An 18578-nucleotide genomic window follows, 5' to 3' on the forward strand; every position below is an offset into this window, starting at 1 on the left:
TTTAGGTGGGTGGGCGCGGAAGGCCTCTGCCCATGGCCGCAATCATCTGGCGGAGGCGGTATGAGGCGCAGGCTGCGGGTGGCCTGACAGGTTGCAGCGGGCAATAAAAAAGGCCGTCGAGACGGCCTTTTTGGGTTGGCTTGGAGGCTTCTGCAAGCCTCTGGCGACAACGAGCGATTAGCGGGGCACAGCCAGCAGGCGTTGCACGTCGCGGTCGTTGGGCAGCGCGTAGTCGTAGCCGCGCACGATGCGGCTGTCTTCCGTGCGCACCAGCTTCAGGCTCACGTACGTGTAGTTGGCAGCCGCCGAGTAGGTACCCACCAGCACCAGCGAGGCGTTGTGGTTGCGGGCAATGTCCTTGATCTCGCGCGACAGCAGCAGTTCGCCCTGGCCTTCGCGCACAAACACGTCGCCGCGCAGCTTGATTTCCTTCACGTTGAAACCGCTGGCCGCCATGCTGGTGGCGTACTGCTCGGACAGCGTGCGGCCCAGGGGGGCGGCGCGGCTCAGGTCATTGACGTTGACCACGGTGGCCACGAGCACAGGGCCTGCGCCCAGCGCGTTCATGTCAAAGCCGGTGGTCAGCTTGGCCACCGCATCGCGGCTGGTCTGGATGAACTGGCTGCTGGCGGCTTCCTGGTAGGTGGGCTCGACGCGCACAGGCGCGGCGTTGTTGGCGCAACCGGCCAGCACGGCACCGGCCAGCACCGTCAGAAGAAGTGCAGGGGTTTTCATTGCGAGACAACCTTCATGTTGACGTTCTTGTACGAGGGGCGCGTGAACAGCGGGGTGTCAGCGTTTTCCAGGTAGTACACGTCGGTCTTGCGGGCCAGGTACTGGCCGCCGCGCGTGACGGTGGTGGTCAGGATCAGCTCGGTGTTGGTCGGGCCGCCGGAGTTGATGCTGTTGGCGTAATCAGCGGCGATCGACAGACCGAGGCCTGCGGCCAGCTGGGCGTCGATGTGCTCATGGCGCAGGCCGTAGGCGGCAAACAGGCCTGCAGCCAGCATGGTGAACTGGCCAGGAATGAAGTGCGGGCGGTCGCTGTTGTGGCGCACGACCTGGATACCGTAGGAGACTTCCAGCGCCTGGCCCAGGTTCTGCTGCACCACGGCGCCGTTCTGTACCAGCTTGGTGATCAGGAACTCGCGGAAGGCGGTTTCAAACTGCGTAGCGTTGGCAGGCAGGGAAACGTGCAGAGGGGTGTTGGGGGCCACGCCGGCCTTGTCCAGGGTGCTCAGCGTCTGGTTGACCACATCGCGCGACACCAGATCCCAGTGGCCAGCGGAGCGGACTTTGGGCTGCGAGGTGTACTCGAAATTTTCCGCGACGGGAATAGGCGCCCTCTGTGCGCACCCCACCAAAGTTGCCACAGCGCCAGCCAGCACGGCCAAGCTGATTGCCTTTGAAAACGACATGATTCCCTCCTACGGACTGAATTTGCGAGGATCCGAACAGATGCGACCCGCACGATTGAAAAATAATTCTGGGCGGTATCCTCAACAAAAACAAGAAAAAATTACGCTAACTACGCTCCGGCGTACACAGTTCGTTGTTTTTGGTCACAGTTGTGTGCCGATGCAAGGCGTGTAAGCAGGCGGACCCACCTTTGCAGCGGCCCGCCTTGCATTTGCTTACACGGAAGCGGCTGCGCGCTGCTCCAGGATGTCGAAAGCGGGCAGCTTTTTGCCTTCCAGCACTTCCAGGAAGGCGCCGCCACCGGTGGAGATGTAACCCACCTGTTTGTCGATGCCGTACTTGGCAATGGCGGCCAGCGTGTCGCCGCCACCCGCGATGCTGAAGGCCGAGGATTCAGCAATCGCCTTGGCGAGTTGCTTGGTCCCGTTTTCAAAGGCGGCAAACTCGAACACGCCCACGGGGCCATTCCAGACAATGGTGCCTGCAGACTTGAGCTGGGCGGCGAGGCGGGCTGCCGTCTCGGGGCCGATGTCCAGGATCATGTCGTCAGCCGCCACATCGGTGGCCGCCTTCACGGTGGCGGGCGCATCGGCGGCAAAGGTCTTGGCCACGACCACGTCGGTAGGAATCGGCACCTCGGCGCCCCGCGCCTTCATGGCAGCCATCACGGCCTTGGCGGCGTCCAGCAGGTCGGGCTCGGCCAGGCTCTTGCCGATGGGCAGCCCCGCCGCCAGCATGAAGGTGTTGGCAATGCCGCCCCCCACGATGAGCTGGTCCACCTTGTCGGCCAGGCTTTGCAGGATGGTGAGCTTGGTGGACACCTTGGAACCCGCCACGATGGCGGCCAGAGGTCTCTGGGGCTGGGCCAGGGCCTTGGTCAGGGCGTCAATCTCGGCCGACAGCAGCGGGCCGGCGCAGGCGATGGGTGCGAACTGGGCGATACCGTAGGTCGTGCCCTCGGCGCGGTGGGCGGTGCCAAATGCGTCGTTCACGAAGATGTCGCACAGCGCGGCCATCTTGCGGGCCAGCTCTTCCTTGTTCTTCTTCTCGCCCACGTTCAGGCGGCAGTTTTCCAGCAGCACGATCTGGCCGGGGGCCACTTGTACGCCGTCCACCCAGTTGGCAACCAACGGCACATCACGGCCCAGCAGCTCGGCCATGCGCTTTGCCACGGGAGCCAACGAATCTTCAGGCTTGAACTCGCCTTCGGTCGGGCGGCCCAGGTGGCTGGTCACCATGACGGCGGCACCGGCGTCCAGGGCCATGCGGATGGCGGGGATGGAGGCGCGGATGCGGGTGTCTTCGGTGATGTTGCCGGCATCGTCTTGCGGCACGTTCAGGTCAGCGCGGATGAAAACGCGCTGGTTACGGGCCTTGCCCTGGGCGCACAGATCGGAGAAGCGGAGGATGTTCATGGAGGGAGGTTTCCTGGAGGGGCCGGTGGATCAGGGGCGCCATTTTAGGCGGCCGTGCTGACGCGGCCCGGCGCCGCCAGCACCTACCAGCCCCAGCCGATGTGCAGCGGCAGGTACACCGCCATGCCCACCAGAATGGTGCCCAGAATGCCCCGGCGCCAGAAGTAATACGCGCTGGCGAACAGCACGGCTGGCAGGCGGGCGTCCATGAAGGTGTCGATCAACTCACCCTGCACCATGAGGATCTCGGGCGCGATGACGGCGGTGAGCGCGGCCAGCGGGGCATATTTAAGGCCCCGCTTGAGCCAGTCGGGCAGGGGCAGCTCACGCTCCGGGATCATGAAGAAAGAGCGCGACACCACCGTGATCACTGCCAGACCCACAGTGGCCAGCACGGGATAGATCCAGGACCAGCTCATGGATGGCGCTCCTCGCGCAGCGGCACCACGTCGCCCGCCTCGACATGCTCGCGCTCTTCCGGCGGCATGACGCTGTCGGCGGGCACCAGCAACAGCTCAGGCTGGCGACGGCGGCGGTCCACCGCCTCCATCAGCAGTCCCGCCGCCACGGCAGCCGCCAGCGCCACCAGGATGTTGAGCTTGAGCGGCAAGGCAAACGCGGCAATCGCGGCAGTGGCCGCAACGCCCGTGGCGAGCCAAGTGGCCCGGTCGAACAGCAGGGACAGCAGCACGCCCAGCAATGCCAGCACCCCCGCAAAACCCAGCCCCCAGGACAAAGGCACGGCGTTGGCCAGCAGGATGCCGGCGATGGACGGCACCTGCCATGCCAGCCAGTTGGTGGAGGCAGCTCCCCAGAAGTACGGCACCTGCTCTGGCGCCGGCCGGGGTTCCGGAAAGCGCTTCATGAACGCCACATAGATCACGTCCCCGCTGAAATACCCCACGGCCAGGCGCTGGCGCAGCGGCAGGTGCGCAAAGTAGCTGCGCCACATGCTGCTGAAGATCACAAACCGCAGGTTGACGCAGGCGGCCGTGAGCCACACCACCCACAGCGGCGCGCCCACGGAGAGCAGCGGAATCACGGCAAGCTGAGCACTGCCGGCATACACCAGCAGCGACATGAACACCGCCATGCCGACCGACATGCCACTCTTGACCATGGCCACCCCGGTGACCAACCCCCAGGCGGCGATGCCCAGCGACGTGCCCGCCATGTCGATGGCAGCCATGCGGAAGGAGGGGTGGCGCAGTGTCCGGCCCAGGGCAGCAGACACGCTCATGCAGGGTTGGCGCCCAGCACCATGCCCGGCTGCAGGTCAAAGCCGCGCAAGAAATCAGCGGCCGCCAGCCGCTTGCCACCCGCCCGCTGCAACGTGGTCAGGCGCAAAGCGGTGCCGCTACCGCATGCGACAGTCACTCCGGCGCCATCTGCAGCCAAAATCTGCCCGGGGCGCTGGTCGGATATGCCTTGAATGCTATCAATTGCATAGCTCCAGATTTTGATCGTTTCGCCCTTGCATTCGGTACTGGCGCCGGGGAAGGGATCGAACGCGCGAATGCGCTGGCCAATGACTGCGGCGGGCAGTGTCCAGTCGATGGTGCTCTCGGCCTTTTCGATCTTGTGGGCGTAGGTGATGCCATCTGCCGGTTGCGGCACGGCAGTGAGGCCCCCACAGGCGGCCAGCTCCAGGGCCTCGACGATCATGCGTCCGCCCAGCGTGGCCAGGCGGTCGTGCAAGGTGGCCGTGGTGTCGCTCGGGGCGATGGGCAGGCGCTCGGTGAGCAGCATGTCGCCCGTGTCCAGCCCGGCGTCCATCTGCATGATGGTGACGCCCGTTTCCGCATCACCTGCCTCGATGGCACGGTGGATGGGAGCGGCGCCGCGCCAGCGCGGCAGCAGGCTCGCGTGGATGTTCAGGCAGCCCAGACGGGGCAGATCCAGGGTCCACTGCGGCAGGATCAGTCCGTAGGCGGCCACGACCATCACATCGGCCTGCGCGGCCAGCAGGGCTTCGCGCGCAGCGGCGGCATCGTCGGGGTACTTGCCATCCAGGCGCAGGCTGCGGGGCTGGGCGACGGCAATGCCATGCTCCAGCGCGCATTGCTTGACGGGCGATGCCTGCAGCTTCATGCCACGGCCTGCAGGGCGGTCCGGTTGCGTCAGCACCAAGGGAACGGTGAAGCCTGCGGACAGCAGCCGCTCCAGGGCCACGCGGGCGAATTCGGGGGTTCCGGCAAAAATGACTCTCATGGAAACGGATGTTGGCTCAGGTGGGCGCGGGACGCGGTGGCCCGGCGGGGCCGCCCATCCCATCAATCGCGCGCGTTGTCAAAATTCGGCAGCTCGTCGGTGAACAGCACCTGGCGCACCACCCCTTGGCGGTCCAGGTGCACATGGGCCTGACGCAGGTCCGAGTTCTGCCGGAAGCGGTAGGTCCAGATATCACCATCAAAGCGCGCCACCTGCTCGACCCGCAAGGGCATTCCGAAGGTGTTTTGCAGGTCGGCGCGGGTCCAGGTGCCAATAGGCAGGTTCTCGAACCGCTGCTGCGTGAGCACCTGCTCGTTGCGCACCAGCCGACCGCTGGCGTCAAAGTCGAGGTTGTAGGCAGCAAACCCGGCGGGCAGTTCCGAATACAGCAAGCGCTCGCCAGAGGGCAGCGCAATCGCGGCCGTGGGCGGGCCCAAGCGGGCGACCACTTCGGCCCGCAATGCGCCCGGCTGTTCACGGGCCGGCAATGCGCAGGCCACCAGCTGACCAACCAGCGCAGCCAGCGCCAGCACTCTGACGCCCCGGCGGACGCAGAGCGCTGCGCGCATCACCCGCGAGCCTCCCGCTGTTGCTTGACCATCTTGGTCTTGATGCGGTTGCGCTTGAGGGGGGATAGGTATTCCACAAACACCTTGCCCATGAGGTGGTCCATCTCGTGCTGGATACAGACCGCCAGCAGTCCGTCGGCCTCGATCACACGGGACTGGCCCTGGGCGTCCAGAGCCCGCACATGCACGGCATCAAACCGCTCCACCCCGTCATAAATGCCAGGCACCGACAGGCAGCCTTCTTCGTTCAGGTGCTTTTCGGCGCTGGTCCAGACCAGCTCGGGGTTGATCAGCACCAGGGGCTGGTCGCGCTCCTCCGACACGTCGATGACCACCAGCCGCTCATGCACATCCACCTGGGTGGCCGCCAGGCCAATGCCGTGCGCGTCGTACATCGTGGCCAGCATGTCGGCCACCAGCGTGCGGATGCGGTCGTCCACCGCCTGGACGGGGCGGGCGACCTTGTGAAGCCGGGGGTCCGGGTAACAGAGAATGGGAAGGATTGCCATGGCTGCAGGTAAGAGATGTCGCTATTTTCGCCACTTTTGCGGCCTACTGCCGCCCTGCGAGCCAATAATCGTTGCCGAATCAAGGGCTTGAGCAGAGAATCTAAGAAGCTTTGTAACGTATTTGCCCGGCCGCACGCCTGCTTTGTGCGCCGAGGTGCCAGCGAGGGGGCGTTTCCCAATGCATGAGAAAAGGAACAACATGACGGCATTCACCAGCGTGCGGCGGACCGCCCTGGGCGCGCTCACCATCATTGCTGGCGCCCTGCTGGTCATGCCGGCCCAGGCGCAGAACTACCCCATCTCCAGCGGCCAGCGCGCCACGGCCCAGCAAGTGTCCGAGCGGGGAGTGCCCCTGGAAGAGCTGGCCCCCAACGCCCCCGACACCTACACCGTCAAGCGGGGCGACACGCTGTGGGGCATTTCGGGCATGTACCTCAAGCGCCCCTGGCGCTGGCCCGAGCTCTGGGGCATGAACCTCAAGGCCATCCCCAACCCGCACCTGATCTTCCCTGGCCAGACGCTGTACCTCATCAAGGAAGGTGGCTACGCCCGCCTGAGCACCAGCCGCTCGAACGAACCCGAAACCGTGCGTATCTCGCCCCGCACGCGCAGCGACAGTCTGGCCGATTCCGCGCTGCCCACACTCAAGCAGCACCTCATTGAGCCGTTCCTGGTCGAGCCGCTCGTGGTGGACGAACAAGTGCTGCTGAGCGCCCCACGCGTGATCGCGACCACGGAAGAGCGCGTGCTGATGGCGGCAGGTGACCGTGTTTATGTGCGCGGAGACGCCGCGTCGCCCATGCTGGCAGAGGCGGGCGAACCCCGGTACTACCGTGTGTTCCGCAATGCCGTGGCGCTCAAGGACCCCGTCACGGCCGAAGTGCTGGGATACGAAGCCCAGTACCTGGGCAAGGCGGAGCTGGTGCGTGGCGAGTCGTTCGAAGAAATTCCAAACGGCAAGGGTGGATACACGGCGGAGTACATCCCCGCCACTGTGGATCTGTCGGCCACCAAGGAGGAAGTCCGCGCGGGCGACCGCCTGCTGCCCGCACCCGCTCGTCCGTTCCTGAGCTACACCCCCCGCGCCCCCGAGATGGAAGTGGACGCCCGAGTGGTGTCCATCTATGGCAGCTCAGCGGTGGCCTACGCGGCCCAGAATCAGGTAGTGGCCATCAACATGGGTTCGCAAGACGGACTGGAGCCCGGCCATGTGCTCAGCCTCCTCACCAAGGGCGACCGCATCAAGGACATGACCGACAGCAACAAGGCGATGGTCAAGCTGCCCAGTGAAGTCAACGGCACCGCCATGGTGTTCCGCACCTTCGAGCGCGTTTCCTATGTGCTGCTGCTGGAAATCCGCAACGGCGTGCGCGTCGGCGACCGCTTGGTCAACCCCAAGTAACGCGGAGGGCCGACAGCACGTATCGCTGCGCGGGATTCCTGCGCTGCGGTAATCACGTTGCCGCGCCGTACTGGCATCCATGGACCACGACGAGCTCGGCGCCTGGCTGCGGCTGACCTTGACGCCGGGCATCGGCAACGGTGCTGCACGGCGCCTCTTGGCACAGTTTGGATTACCGCAATCCATCTTTCAGCAGACTGAAGCCGCGCTGCAACTCTGCGTGCCCGCCGCGCAGGCCAAGGCGTTGCGCAAGATTCCGCAGGGTTGGGAAGCCCTGTGGCAGACCACGGCCCAATGGCTTGCCAACGCTGCGCCACAAGGGCCGGCACGCGCCATCGTGAGTCTGGGCGACCTGCGCTATCCCCAAGCCTTGCTGGACACGGAAGACCCACCGCTGCTGCTGTACCTCATGGGCCCGGCGTTGCTGCTGGAGCACCAGCCCTTTCCCAGCGACCGCTGCCTCGCCGTAGTTGGCAGCCGCAACCCCACGGCCCAGGGCGCAGAAAACGCCCGCCTTTTCGCCCGCGCGTTGTGTGGCGCCGGCCTGACCATCGTGTCGGGGCTGGCGCTGGGTGTGGACGCAGCGGCGCATGAAGGGGCACTGGAAGCGGCGACCAGCGCTGGCACCATGGCGGCCACCATCGCGGTGGTGGGCACCGGGCTTGACCGCGTGTATCCGCGAAAGAACCTGGACTTGGCCCATCGCATTGCCGCGCACGGACTCATCGTCAGCGAGTACCCCCTGGGCACGCCACCGCTGCCTGGCAATTTCCCCAAACGCAACCGCATCATTTCGGGCCTCTCGCAGGGCACGCTGGTCGTGGAAGCCGCCCTGGCATCGGGCTCCCTGATCACTGCCCGCATGGCCGCCGAACAGGGTCGCGAAGTGTTTGCCATCCCAGGCTCCATCCACGCGCCACAGTCGCGCGGCTGCCATGCGCTGATCCGTCAAGGCGCCAAGCTGGTGGAGTCGGCCCAGGATGTGCTGGAAGAGCTCAAAATCCCCGCCACCACCGTGCCCGGCCTACCCCACGAAGGCGTAAACGCCCCAGGAGCGGCCGCATCGGATGAGACAGAAGACCCCGTGCTGGCCGCCCTGGGCTATGACCTCATGGGACTGGATGCTCTGATTGCGCGCACAGGCCTGGACGCATCGACGTTGCAGGTGGCCCTGCTGGAACTGGAGCTCGACGGCCGCATTGCACGGTTGCCCGGCGGCTTGTTCCAGCGGGTCGGCCGGGGCTAACCGATCGGGCCCGGGATCACCTGCATCCAAACCGGCGCAAACGATGCCAGCGCACATCCCAGTTGCGCTCCCACGCGATCCCCAGCGAGATCGTCAGCAGGCTACAAGCACCTGCCTGTAGGGCTCATCAGTCCAGCAATCGTTCCGGGTTGGCATCCAGCTTAGCCAAGGCATCGCGCGTGGCGCGCAAGGTGAGGCCTTCCTCATCCTGCGCCACCAGCAGACCGGCCTGCAGGTACGCGGCCAGGCGGCGCAACTGAATCAGGTAGCTGCTGCCATCCACCGCTGCAAAAAGGTGCAATTGCTTGCGCTGGCTTTGCCAGGCGTATTGCACCTGGGCCGATGCACCGTTGTGGTCCAGGGTGTACCAGGTGCCCGGTTGCAGGTCCTGCGCCCAGGCCACCATCGCATCGTCCACCGGAGCGCCGTTGTCGGCAATCACGTGGATGGACGAGGCGTCGATGCCCAGCATCATCTCGATGTTGTCCGCGTTGAGCGGCATGTCGCCCAGCGTGGCGTCACTGATGAAGTCTTCCAGGTTGGCCAAGCGCTTGGCCATGGCGTCGATGTGGGCCTGCGGGATGGCAGCGGTCTTGGATAGGAAGGCGTCGGCCAGGGTGTCCGTCAACACCTTGACCTGCGCATCCTGCGCCTCGCCATTCACACCCAGAAGGGACAGGCCCTGCCGCAGGCGCTGCAGCAGCGCGGGAAGGTTCTGGATGACCAGGGCCCGGTCGCTGCGGTTGGGCTTGGCGCTGGCAGCCCAGACGAGGTCTGCTGCCGTACGCTTGAAGGCCACCGTGTCGGCATGTTGGGGGCCATCGCGCACGGCCGACAGCGCGAGCACCTCGGCCCAGGTCTTGAACAGGAACTCGCGGATCTCGTCGCGCACCGGCATGTCGCGCAACATGGTGCGCAGTTCGATGGTGTACTGGATCGCCAGCGTTTCCCGCTGCTCGACTTGTTGGGCGACGCTGACCAGGCGCGAAGTGACCTGCTTTTCGGTCAGGAACTTGGCCAGGAATTTTTCGAACTCGTCATAGACCAGCTGGAAGACGCGGCGTCCCGTCTCGGGGTACTGTTCGATCACCTGCACCACGCGGCGAATCTCGGCTTCCAGCGCACTGCCATTGATGCTGGTCGCATCAAAACCGAGCACACAGGCTCCCATGCGGTCGATCAGCTTGCGCGCAGGATGGTCGAGGTTGCTGAAGAATTCAGGCTCGGCCAAGGCCACGCGCAACACCGGCACCTGCAGCCGGGCAAACCACACACGCACGGCGGGCGGTATCCGGTCTTCGGCGAGGATGCTCTGGAACATCAGGGCCACCACCTCGATGATGGCCTTTTCTCCCGAGGTGGTCGCTTTCTTCTTGAGTTCGGTGGAACGCTCCCGCACGGCGCCCACCAACTGGACCACGGCGGCAGGGCTGTAGTCCTCCATCAGGGTGGCAACGCCGCTGTAGTAGGTGTCCGCATTCACGCGGTGCGCGGTGAGTGCATGGGCCAGCGCCGCCGACGCAGGGGGCGCATTCACCATGTCAAAACCGGTGGCGGGCTGCGTGAGCAGCCGCCGCAGCTGCCCCATCACACCCTGCGCACGCTGGCGTGCCCGGGCCAGGGGCGTCATGCCCGTGGCAAAGGCCGTGGGCATTCCGTGCTGTGGCCGGGGGTAACCGCCATATCCGGGGGGCGGCATCTGTGCGCCCGGAGGGCCCATCGGCCGGCCTGCGGCGGGCATGCCAGGCGGTTGCATCCCTCCCCGCGCGGCCATCATGGCCTGGCGGGTCTGCGCCAGGGCCTGCGAAGCAAGTCCTCCTGAGCCCGAATCGCCACCGCCACTGCCCGTGGCAGTGCCGCCCTGGGTGCGACGCACCTTGGATTTGAGATCGGTCTGCGGCGTGATGCCCTGCTCCACGTAGAACACGTTGACCGCCTGGTAGTGCTTTTGCAGCAGGTTCGCCAGTTCGCGCTGCAGGGGGTCCACCACGGTCTGCAGGTCCGTGCGGGGCAGGCCCGCCTCCACCCATTGCTCCACCAGCAGCAGGCATACCGTATCGGGTCGGAGAATATCGCTGCTGTCCAGCTCCTGCCCTTCCAGCGACTGGGTGCGCTGGCGCAAGGTATCAAACTGATGGCTGACCTGCTCGTTCACAGTGAGCGCCATGCGCGAGGCGAGGATCTTGTTCTCCACCACATCGTCGCTGAGCAGCTCAAACTGGCTGAGCCCCCCGCCGCCGCCGGCTGCCAGCTGGCCGCGTGTAGAACTCACATGGGGAGCCAGGGCCTCTTGCCAGGCCTTGCCGGTGCGCTCTGTCCACGCGGCATGTTTTTGCTGGTACTGCAGCCACGCATCCCGGCGAGACTGCATTTCACGGGCGGTGCCCGTCTGGTTCATCAATGCGGTAAGGAAGTCCTGGACCGTCTTGTCGAGGTCCGCCAGCCCACCACAGATCCCCTCTACGAACCGCTGGCGCGCCTGGCGGGCCAGGCGACGTTGCGGAACAGAAGGGGGCGTGGTGTGCATGAACAGATATTAGCGGGTCAAACGGTAGCTCCGGCTTGGGGATCGTTGGGATCCCCTTCCTTTTTGGCGGGCTTGACAAGGTCTTCGCGCTTGACCCCCAGCCACATGGCAATGGCCGCCGCCACGAACACCGAGGAATAGATACCGAACAGGATACCGATCGTCAGCGCCAATGCAAAGTAGTGCAAGCTCGGGCCACCGAAGAAGAACATCGACAGCACCATGGCCTCGGTGGAGGCGTGGGTGATGATCGTGCGGCTCATCGTGCTGGTGATGGCGTGGTCGATGACTTCGTGGGTGGTCATCTTGCGGTACTTGCGGAAGGCCTCGCGGATCCGGTCGAAGATCACGACCGATTCGTTCACCGAGTAGCCCAGCACCGCGAGCACGCCCGCGAGCACCGACAGCGAGAACTCCCACTGGAAGAACGCAAAGAAGCCCAGGATGATCACCACGTCGTGCAGGTTGGCGATGATGGCCGCCACGCCGAACTTCCACTCGAAGCGGAAGGCCAGGTAAATCACGATGCCCACGACCACCATGGCCAGGGCCATCAGGCCGCCGTGCACCAGTTCCTCGCCCACCTGCGGGCCCACAAACTCGGTACGGCGCAGAGTGACTTCATGGTCTGCCGCTTTCAGGGCGCCCAGCACCTGCTCGCTTTGCTGCGCGGACGTCACGCCCTTTTGCACGGGCAGGCGGATCATCACGTCGCGCGAGGTGCCAAAGTTCTGCACCTGCACGTCGGGGTAACCCAGAGCAGACACGGTGTCGCGGACCTTGGCCAGTTCGGCGGGCTGGCTGTAGGCCACTTCCATCACGGTGCCGCCCGTGAACTCCACCGACAGGTGCAGGCCACGCGTGAGCAGGAAGAACACCGCCAGGGCAAAGGTGATGAAGGAGATCGCGTTGAAGACCAACGCGTGCTTCATGAAAGGGATGTCTTTGCGGATACGGAAAAACTCCATGATTCCTATTCCTTCGTTGGAGTTTTCAGAGAAAGCTCATGTGCGCACCGCGCACGTGATGCTGGAACTACGAATTCCATGGTCTTCCTCCTTCAGTTCGTCTTGGCCACAGCGCTGTCGGACTCAGGCTTCCACACCTGACCGATGGCCACGCTCTTGAGCTTTTTCTTGCGGCCGTACCACAGGTTCACGAGGCCCCGTGAGAAAAACACGGCCGAGAACATGCTGGTCAGGATGCCGATGCAGTGCACCACCGCAAAGCCGCGCACCGGGCCGGAGCCGAAGGCCAGCAGCGCCAGGCCCGCAATCAGGGTGGTCACGTTCGAGTCCAGGATGGTGGCCCAGGCACGCTCGTACCCCGCGTGGATCGCCGCCTGGGGCGACACCCCGGCGCGCAATTCCTCGCGGATGCGCTCGTTGATCAGCACGTTGGAGTCAATCGCCACACCCAGCGCCAGCGCCATGGCCGCAATGCCGGGCAAGGTCAGCGTGGCCTGCAGCATGGACAGGATGGCCAGCAGCAGCAGCACGTTCACCGCCAGCGAGACGGTGGAGAAAATACCGAACAGTGCGTAGTAGATGCACATGAACACTGCAATGGCCACCATGCCCCAGACCACGCTGTGGATGCCGCGCTCGATGTTGTCGGCGCCCAGGCTCGGGCCGATGGTGTATTCCTCGATGATTTCCATGGGCGCGGCCAGCGAGCCAGCGCGCAGCAGCAGGGCGGTGTCATTGGCCTCGGCCGTGGTCATGCGGCCCGAGATCTGCACGCGGCCGCCACCGATTTCGGAGCGGATCACAGGTGCCGTAACCACCTCGCCCTTGCCCTTTTCGAACAGCACGATGGCCATGCGCTTGCCCACGTTTTCGCGCGTGATGTCCTTGAAGATGCGGGAGCCCTTGGCGTCCAGCGTCAGATTGACGGTGGGCTCTTGGGTCTGGCCGTCAAAGCCCGGCTGCGCATCGGTCAGGTTTTCGCCGGTCAGGATGACCTGCTTCTTGACGATGACGGGCTGGCCGTTGCGTTCCAGGTAGCGCTCGGAGCCGAAGGGCACGGGGCCACGGCCTGTCTCTGCCGAACGGGCTTCCGTGCCCTCGTCCACCATGCGCACTTCCAGCGTGGCGGTGCGGCCCAGGATGTCCTTGGCCTTGGCGGTGTCCTGCACACCGGGCAGCTGCACCACGATGCGGTCCAGGCCCTGCTGTTGGATCACGGGCTCGGCCACGCCCAGCTCGTTGATCCGGTTGTGCAGCGTGACCATGTTCTGCTTGAGCGCCTGCTCCTGCACGCGGCGCGTGGCCTCGGGCTTGATCGATGCACGCAGCTTGAATTCGGTGCCTTCGGGCGTGGTGGTGACCTGCAGATCGGCGAACTGGTCGGCGATCAGGTTGCGCGCAGCCGTGGCCGTAGCTTCATCGCGCACCTTGATGTCGATGGACTGGCCGTCGCGGCTGATGCCGCCATGGCGGATGTTCTTGTCGCGCAGTGCGGTGCGAATGTCACCCGCATAGGACTCAGCCTTCTTGGTCAGCGCCGCCTGCATGTCCACCTGCAGCATGAAGTGCACGCCGCCGCGCAGGTCCAGCCCCAGGTACATCGGATTGGCGTGCAGGGCCTTGAGCCACAGCGGCGAGCGCGACACCAGGTTGAGGGCCACGATGTAGGACGGGTCGTTGGCGTCAGGCACCAGCGCCTTCTGGATGGCGTCCTTCGCCTTGAGCTGGGTGTCGGGCGTGTCGAAACGCGCGCGCACCGAGTTGCCCTCCAGCGCCACAAAGTCGGGCGTCACGCCAGCGGCCTTGAGAGCTTCTTCCACCCGCTGCTGCACGGCGGTGTCCACCTTGATGGTGGCCTTGGCCGACGACACCTGCACCGCAGGCGCCTCGCCAAAGAAATTGGGCAGGGTGTACAAGGCCCCTACCAGCAGCACGATCACCAGGATCGCGTACTTCCAGACCGGATAACGGTTCATGATCGCGCTCTCACCTCGGTTGTGCTGACGCCCTACGCGCCAGCGCCCCCTGCCCCCGCGCCCGGCCCAGCCGGGGCGCGCAGCGCCTCAGGGGGATGTTCACGGATTACTTGACGGAGCCCTTGGGCAGCACCTGCACCACAGCGCTGCGCTGCATTTGCACTTCCACGCCGCTGGCGATCTCGATGTGCAGGAAACCTTCGGACAGGCGAGTGACCTTGCCGACGATGCCGCCAGCGGTCGCCACTTCATCACCCTTGGCAATGGCGTCGATCATGGCGCGGTGTTCTTTCTGGCGCTTCATCTGGGGGCGGATCATGACGAAGTACAGCACCACAAACATGAGCACCAGGGGCAGCATGCCGGTCAGGGAGGACATGATGTCACCGCCGCCAGCGGCTGCGGCAGGTGCGGTTTGGGCGAAAGCGGAAGAAATAAACACGGACTGGACTCCACAACGGATGGTCAAAATTCACACAACCCGCCCACACCAAGCGCCAAAGCGCCCACCGAGGGCAGAACAGGGCATTGTATGCGGCGCTTCGGGCGCCGCCCAAGGGGGAAGACCCAAGCATGCAGCGGGTGTTTGCCGCCAGCAGGGCCCGCAAGGGCTCGCCCACTGAAATACAAGCCAAAAACGGCAGATGCGCTAGAGATTCATGCCTCAATAGCTACACTATTAATAGCAAAAACCCGCACAAGTGCGGGCTTTTGCGGGAGGCACTGACGGCAAGAGGACCGATCAAGCGACCTGACGCTGGACCGGAGCGCCTGCGCGCCACTGGGCCATCAGGCCGTCCCACTTGGGACGCGCTGCCTTCAGGTGCCGCTCCTTCACGTGGCCATAACCCCGGATCTCTTCGGGGATGCGGGCAATTTCCACCGCCAGGGCCAGGTTGTCGGCGCTCAGGCGGGCCAGCAGTTCGTCGATGCAGGCGCGGTATTCGGCGATCAGTGCGCGCTCCATGCGGCGCTCCTCGGTCTTGCCGAAAATGTCCAGCGCCGTGCCGCGCAGGCCCTTCATCTTGGCCAGCACGCCGAAGGCGCTGCGTATCCAGGGGCCGAACGGCTGCTTGACCAGCTCGCCCTTGGCGTTCTTCTTGGCGGTCAAGGGTGGTGCCAGGTGGTGCACCAGCTTGTAGTCGCCTTCAAACATGTTGGCGATCTTGTCCGTGAAGGCCTTGTCGGTGTGCAGGCGCGCCACCTCGTACTCGTCCTTGTAGGCCATGAGCTTGAACAGGTAGCGGGCCACGGCCTCGGACAACTTCGTGCTGGTGCCCAGCTTCGCTTCCGCTGCCTTCACCTTCTCGACGAAGACCTGGTACTCAGAGGCGTAGGCCGCGTTCTGGTAGCCGGCCAGGAACTCGACACGCTTGGCCACCATCTCGGCCAGCGACGGCTTCTTGACGAACTGGATCACCTGCGCCGCCTGGAACAGCGCCTGCACGGCCGCGAGGTCGTGCGCGCAGCGGCGGCCCCATTCAAAGGCGGCCTTGTTGTTCTCGACCTGCACGCCGTTCAATTCCATGGCGCGCATCAGCGATGCGTAGGTGAGCGGCACGCGGCCCTTTTGCCAGGCGTAGCCCAGCATCAGCGGGTTGGTGTAGATGCTGTCGCCCAGCAACTGGGTGGCCACCTGCTCGGCATCAAAGCTGCCCACACCGCCTGCGCCCACGGCCGCGCTGATGGCCGCATCGCAGTTGCCGCCGGGGAACTGCCAGTCCGGGTTGTTCACAAACGCCGCCGTGGGCGTTCCGTGGGTGTTCAGCGCTACAAAAGTGCGGCCGGGCTGCATGACGGCCAATGTGTACTTGTGCGCAGCCACGATGGAATCGCAACCGATCACCAAGTCGGCCTTGGCGGTATCGACCTTGGTGGTGTAGATAGCGTCGGGCCGGTTGGCGATCTGGATATGGCTCCAGGTGGCGCCGCCCTTTTGGGCCAAACCGCCGGCGTCCTGCGTGATCACGCCCTTGCCGTCCAGGTGCGCGGCCATGCCCAAGAGCGAGCCAATGGTGATCACGCCCGTGCCACCCACGCCCCCCACCACGATGCCCCAGGCGGTTTCGGCCACGGGCAGCACAGGCTCAGGAATGGACGGCAGCGCCGACAGGTCGCCCTTCTTTTCCTTCTTGGGCTTTTTCAGCTGGCCGCCTTCCACCGTCACAAAGCTGGGGCAGAAGCCGTTGACGCACGAGTAGTCCTTGTTGCAGGTGCTCTGGTTGATGCGGCGCTTGCGGCCGAATTCGGTCTCCACCGGCTCCACGCTCAGGCAGTTCGACTTGGTCGAGCAGTCGCCACAGCCCTCGCACACCAGCTCGTTGATCACCACGGTCTTGTCGGGCGTGGCCAGCTTGCCGCGCTTGCGGCGGCGGCGCTTTTCCGTCGCGCAGGTCTGGTCGTAAATGATGGCCGTGCAGCCCTTGATCTCGCGGAACTGGCGCTGGATGGTGTCCAGCTCGTCGCGGTGGTGCACCGTCACGCCGTCGGCCAGCGCGACGCCGTCGTACTTGTGCGGCTCGTCCGTCACGATCACCAGCTTGGCCACGCCTTCGGCCTTCAGGCTGTTCATGATCTGCAGCACGCTGTGGCCCTCGGGCCGCTCGCCCACCTGCTGGCCACCGGTCATGGCCACGGCGTCGTTGTAGAGCACCTTGTAAGTGATATTCACACCCGCCGCAATGCTCTGGCGGATGGCCAGCAGGCCGCTGTGGAAGTACGTGCCATCGCCCAGGTTGGCAAAGATGTGCGCGTCGGTGGTAAAGGGCTGCTGACCGACCCAGGTCACGCCCTCGCCACCCATCTGCGTGAAGGTGCTGGTGCGGCGGTCAGGCATCCAGTTGACCATGTAATGACAGCCAATGCCCGCCACAGCGCGCGAGCCCTCGGGCACACGGGTGCTGGTGTTGTGGGGACAGCCGCTGCAGAACCAGGGAGCGCGTTCGCCCGTGTCCACCTTCAGCTCCGTCATCGCGCGCTCGCTGGCCTCGATGATGGCCAGGCGCGCTTCCATGCGGGCCACGATGTCAGAGGGCACACCCAGCTTCTTCAAGCGCTTGGCAATGGCCTTGGCGATGATGGCAGGAGTGAGGTCGGCTTTGGCGCGCAGCAGCCAGTTCTGGCTGGGGTTGGGCATGCTCCATTCGCCGCCCGTGGCGTCGCCTTCGGGCTCGTCGAATTTGCCCAGCACGTTGGGGCGCACATCGGGGCGCCAGTTGTACAGCTCTTCCTTGAGCTGGTATTCGATGACCTGGCGTTTTTCCTCCACCACCAAAATCTCTTGCAGGCCTTGCGCAAAGTCGCGGGTGATGGTGGCTTCCAGCGGCCACACCACGTTGACCTTGTGCACGCGAATACCCAGCTGGCGGCAGGTGTCGTCATCCAAGCCCAGGTCCACCAGTGCCTGGCGCGTGTCGTTGTAGGCCTTGCCGCTGGCGATGATGCCGAAGCGGTCTTGCTTGCCTTCGATGACGTTGTAGTTGAGCTTGTTGGCGCGGATGTACGCCAGGGCCGCGTACCACTTGTAGTCCATCAGGCGCGCTTCCTGCTCCAGCGGCGCGTCGGGCCAGCGGATGTGCAGGCCGCCGGGCGGCATCACGAAGTCCTCCGGCAGGATGATCTTCACGCGGTCGGGGTCGATATTGATGCTGCTGGACGACTCCACCACCTCCTGGATGGTCTTCATGCCCGACCACACGCCCGAAAAACGGCTCATGGCGAAGGCGTGCAGGCCCATGTCCAGGATCTCCTGTACGCTGCTCGGGAAGAACACCGGCGTGCCGCAGGCCTTGAAGATGTGGTCGCTCTGGTGCGCGGCCGTGCTGCTCTTGCTGATGTGGTCGTCGCCGGCAATGGCGATCACGCCGCCGTGCTTGGCGGTGCCGGCCATGTTGGCATGCTTGAACACGTCGGAGCAGCGGTCCACGCCGGGGCCCTTGCCGTACCAGATGCCGAAGACGCCGTCGAACTTCTTGCTTTGCGGGTACAGATCGAGCTGCTGCGTGCCCCACACCGCGGTGGCGCCCAGTTCTTCGTTCACACCGGGCTGGAAGACGATGTTGTTGGCTGCCAGGTGCTTCTTGGCCGCCCACAGTGCCTGGTCATATGTGCCCAGGGGCGAGCCCCGGTAGCCGCTGATGAAACCCGCCGTGTTGAGCCCCGCCGCCGCATCGCGCTGGCGCTGCAGCATGGGCAGGCGCACCAGGGCTTGCACACCGCTCATGAAGGCGCGGCCTTCGCCCAGGGTGTATTTGTCGTCCAGAGTGACCGTCTCTAGCGCTTTGCGGATGGACTCGGGCAGGGGGGCGTTCATGGCTATGTCTCCAATGGCTTTTTT

The 18578-nt window shown here is 64.9% G+C and carries 15 protein-coding genes; 2 read left to right on the forward strand and 13 right to left on the reverse strand.

Annotated elements, in window-relative coordinates:
* Window positions 1-177: 177 nt before the first annotated feature.
* From ACOYR4_RS22165 to def, 8 genes are all read right to left on the reverse strand, one after another.
* Entirely contained in the window at window positions 178-735 is a 558-nt protein-coding gene (locus ACOYR4_RS22165; RefSeq protein WP_209816857.1) for a FlgO family outer membrane protein, read from the reverse strand.
* A complete protein-coding gene (locus ACOYR4_RS22170; protein WP_056067885.1) occupies window positions 732-1418 on the reverse strand; it encodes a hypothetical protein in 687 nt (228 codons plus the stop codon). The genes ACOYR4_RS22165 and ACOYR4_RS22170 overlap by 4 nt, the downstream gene beginning before the upstream one ends.
* A 216-nt stretch (window positions 1419-1634) precedes the next feature.
* On the reverse strand, window positions 1635-2834 hold the full coding sequence (locus tag ACOYR4_RS22175; RefSeq protein WP_343735527.1) for a phosphoglycerate kinase: 1200 nt from the start codon (window positions 2832-2834) through the stop codon (window positions 1635-1637).
* Window positions 2835-2917: 83 nt separating this feature from the next.
* On the reverse strand, window positions 2918-3253 hold the full coding sequence (locus ACOYR4_RS22180) for an AzlD domain-containing protein (RefSeq protein ID WP_015016233.1): 336 nt from the start codon (window positions 3251-3253) through the stop codon (window positions 2918-2920).
* The gene (locus ACOYR4_RS22185) at window positions 3250-4023 is read right to left on the reverse strand and encodes an AzlC family ABC transporter permease (RefSeq protein WP_369817443.1); all 774 of its coding nucleotides are present in this window, start codon (window positions 4021-4023) and stop codon (window positions 3250-3252) included. Before ACOYR4_RS22185 ends, ACOYR4_RS22180 begins: the two co-directional genes overlap by 4 nt.
* Before the next feature lie 47 nt (window positions 4024-4070).
* The gene (gene fmt / locus ACOYR4_RS22190) at window positions 4071-5045 is read right to left on the reverse strand and encodes a methionyl-tRNA formyltransferase (RefSeq protein ID WP_110960808.1); all 975 of its coding nucleotides are present in this window, start codon (window positions 5043-5045) and stop codon (window positions 4071-4073) included.
* 62 nt (window positions 5046-5107) lie between these two features.
* A complete protein-coding gene (locus tag ACOYR4_RS22195; protein WP_110960807.1) occupies window positions 5108-5614 on the reverse strand; it encodes a hypothetical protein in 507 nt (168 codons plus the stop codon).
* Complete coding sequence (gene def, locus ACOYR4_RS22200; RefSeq protein WP_056067873.1) at window positions 5614-6123, reverse strand: peptide deformylase; 510 nt, start codon at window positions 6121-6123, stop codon at window positions 5614-5616. Before def ends, ACOYR4_RS22195 begins: the two co-directional genes overlap by 1 nt.
* A gap of 199 nt (window positions 6124-6322) precedes the next feature.
* On the opposite strand from def, the gene ACOYR4_RS22205 reads away from it, so the two are divergent.
* Together ACOYR4_RS22205 and dprA are read left to right on the forward strand one after the other, a co-directional pair.
* Entirely contained in the window at window positions 6323-7525 is a 1203-nt protein-coding gene (locus ACOYR4_RS22205; RefSeq protein WP_110960806.1) for a LysM peptidoglycan-binding domain-containing protein, read from the forward strand.
* A 79-nt stretch (window positions 7526-7604) separates the two neighbouring features.
* Complete coding sequence (dprA, locus tag ACOYR4_RS22210; protein WP_422848080.1) at window positions 7605-8771, forward strand: DNA-processing protein DprA; 1167 nt, start codon at window positions 7605-7607, stop codon at window positions 8769-8771.
* Between the two features lie 127 nt (window positions 8772-8898).
* Here the strand turns inward: dprA and ACOYR4_RS22215 are convergent, their stop codons facing one another.
* The 5 genes from ACOYR4_RS22215 to ACOYR4_RS22235 all read right to left on the reverse strand — a co-directional run bounded on the left by ACOYR4_RS22215 (window position 8899) and on the right by ACOYR4_RS22235 (window position 18554).
* Entirely contained in the window at window positions 8899-11298 is a 2400-nt protein-coding gene (locus ACOYR4_RS22215; RefSeq protein WP_422848081.1) for a DUF1631 domain-containing protein, read from the reverse strand.
* Between the two features lie 17 nt (window positions 11299-11315).
* Window positions 11316-12266 carry a protein translocase subunit SecF gene (gene secF, locus ACOYR4_RS22220; RefSeq protein ID WP_422848082.1) on the reverse strand — a complete coding sequence of 317 codons (951 nt, stop codon included), beginning with the start codon at window positions 12264-12266 and terminating at the stop codon, window positions 11316-11318.
* Window positions 12267-12358: 92 nt separating this feature from the next.
* Window positions 12359-14242: a protein translocase subunit SecD gene (gene secD / locus ACOYR4_RS22225; protein ID WP_110960803.1), complete on the reverse strand. Its 1884-nt coding sequence runs from the start codon at window positions 14240-14242 to the stop codon at window positions 12359-12361.
* 106 nt (window positions 14243-14348) lie between these two features.
* The gene (gene yajC / locus ACOYR4_RS22230; protein ID WP_015016243.1) at window positions 14349-14684 is read right to left on the reverse strand and encodes a preprotein translocase subunit YajC; all 336 of its coding nucleotides are present in this window, start codon (window positions 14682-14684) and stop codon (window positions 14349-14351) included.
* Window positions 14685-14984: 300 nt separating this feature from the next.
* Window positions 14985-18554: an indolepyruvate ferredoxin oxidoreductase family protein gene (locus tag ACOYR4_RS22235; protein WP_422848083.1), complete on the reverse strand. Its 3570-nt coding sequence runs from the start codon at window positions 18552-18554 to the stop codon at window positions 14985-14987.
* Between the last annotated feature and the right edge of the window lie 24 nt (window positions 18555-18578).

It is taken from the genome of Acidovorax sp. M14 (assembly GCF_049331375.1).
GTDB lineage: Bacteria > Pseudomonadota > Gammaproteobacteria > Burkholderiales > Burkholderiaceae_C > Acidovorax.

What these genes read in the sequence shown, in the direction of transcription:
- ACOYR4_RS22165 (WP_209816857.1), bottom strand. Translation starts at nt 735, where the DNA reads ATGAAAACCCCTGCACTTCTTCTGACGGTGCTGGCCGGTGCCGTGCTG.
- ACOYR4_RS22170 (WP_056067885.1), bottom strand. Translation starts at nt 1,418, where the DNA reads ATGTCGTTTTCAAAGGCAATCAGCTTGGCCGTGCTGGCTGGCGCTGTG.
- ACOYR4_RS22175 (WP_343735527.1), bottom strand. Translation starts at nt 2,834, where the DNA reads ATGAACATCCTCCGCTTCTCCGATCTGTGCGCCCAGGGCAAGGCCCGT.
- ACOYR4_RS22180 (WP_015016233.1), bottom strand. Translation starts at nt 3,253, where the DNA reads ATGAGCTGGTCCTGGATCTATCCCGTGCTGGCCACTGTGGGTCTGGCA.
- ACOYR4_RS22185 (WP_369817443.1), bottom strand. Translation starts at nt 4,023, where the DNA reads ATGGCTGCCATCGACATGGCGGGCACGTCGCTGGGCATCGCCGCCTGG.
- fmt (WP_110960808.1), bottom strand. Translation starts at nt 5,045, where the DNA reads ATGAGAGTCATTTTTGCCGGAACCCCCGAATTCGCCCGCGTGGCCCTG.
- ACOYR4_RS22195 (WP_110960807.1), bottom strand. Translation starts at nt 5,614, where the DNA reads ATGCGCGCAGCGCTCTGCGTCCGCCGGGGCGTCAGAGTGCTGGCGCTG.
- def (WP_056067873.1), bottom strand. Translation starts at nt 6,123, where the DNA reads ATGGCAATCCTTCCCATTCTCTGTTACCCGGACCCCCGGCTTCACAAG.
- ACOYR4_RS22205 (WP_110960806.1), top strand. Translation starts at nt 6,323, where the DNA reads ATGACGGCATTCACCAGCGTGCGGCGGACCGCCCTGGGCGCGCTCACC.
- dprA (WP_422848080.1), top strand. Translation starts at nt 7,605, where the DNA reads ATGGACCACGACGAGCTCGGCGCCTGGCTGCGGCTGACCTTGACGCCG.
- ACOYR4_RS22215 (WP_422848081.1), bottom strand. Translation starts at nt 11,298, where the DNA reads ATGCACACCACGCCCCCTTCTGTTCCGCAACGTCGCCTGGCCCGCCAG.
- secF (WP_422848082.1), bottom strand. Translation starts at nt 12,266, where the DNA reads ATGGAGTTTTTCCGTATCCGCAAAGACATCCCTTTCATGAAGCACGCG.
- secD (WP_110960803.1), bottom strand. Translation starts at nt 14,242, where the DNA reads ATGAACCGTTATCCGGTCTGGAAGTACGCGATCCTGGTGATCGTGCTG.
- ACOYR4_RS22235 (WP_422848083.1), bottom strand. Translation starts at nt 18,554, where the DNA reads ATGAACGCCCCCCTGCCCGAGTCCATCCGCAAAGCGCTAGAGACGGTC.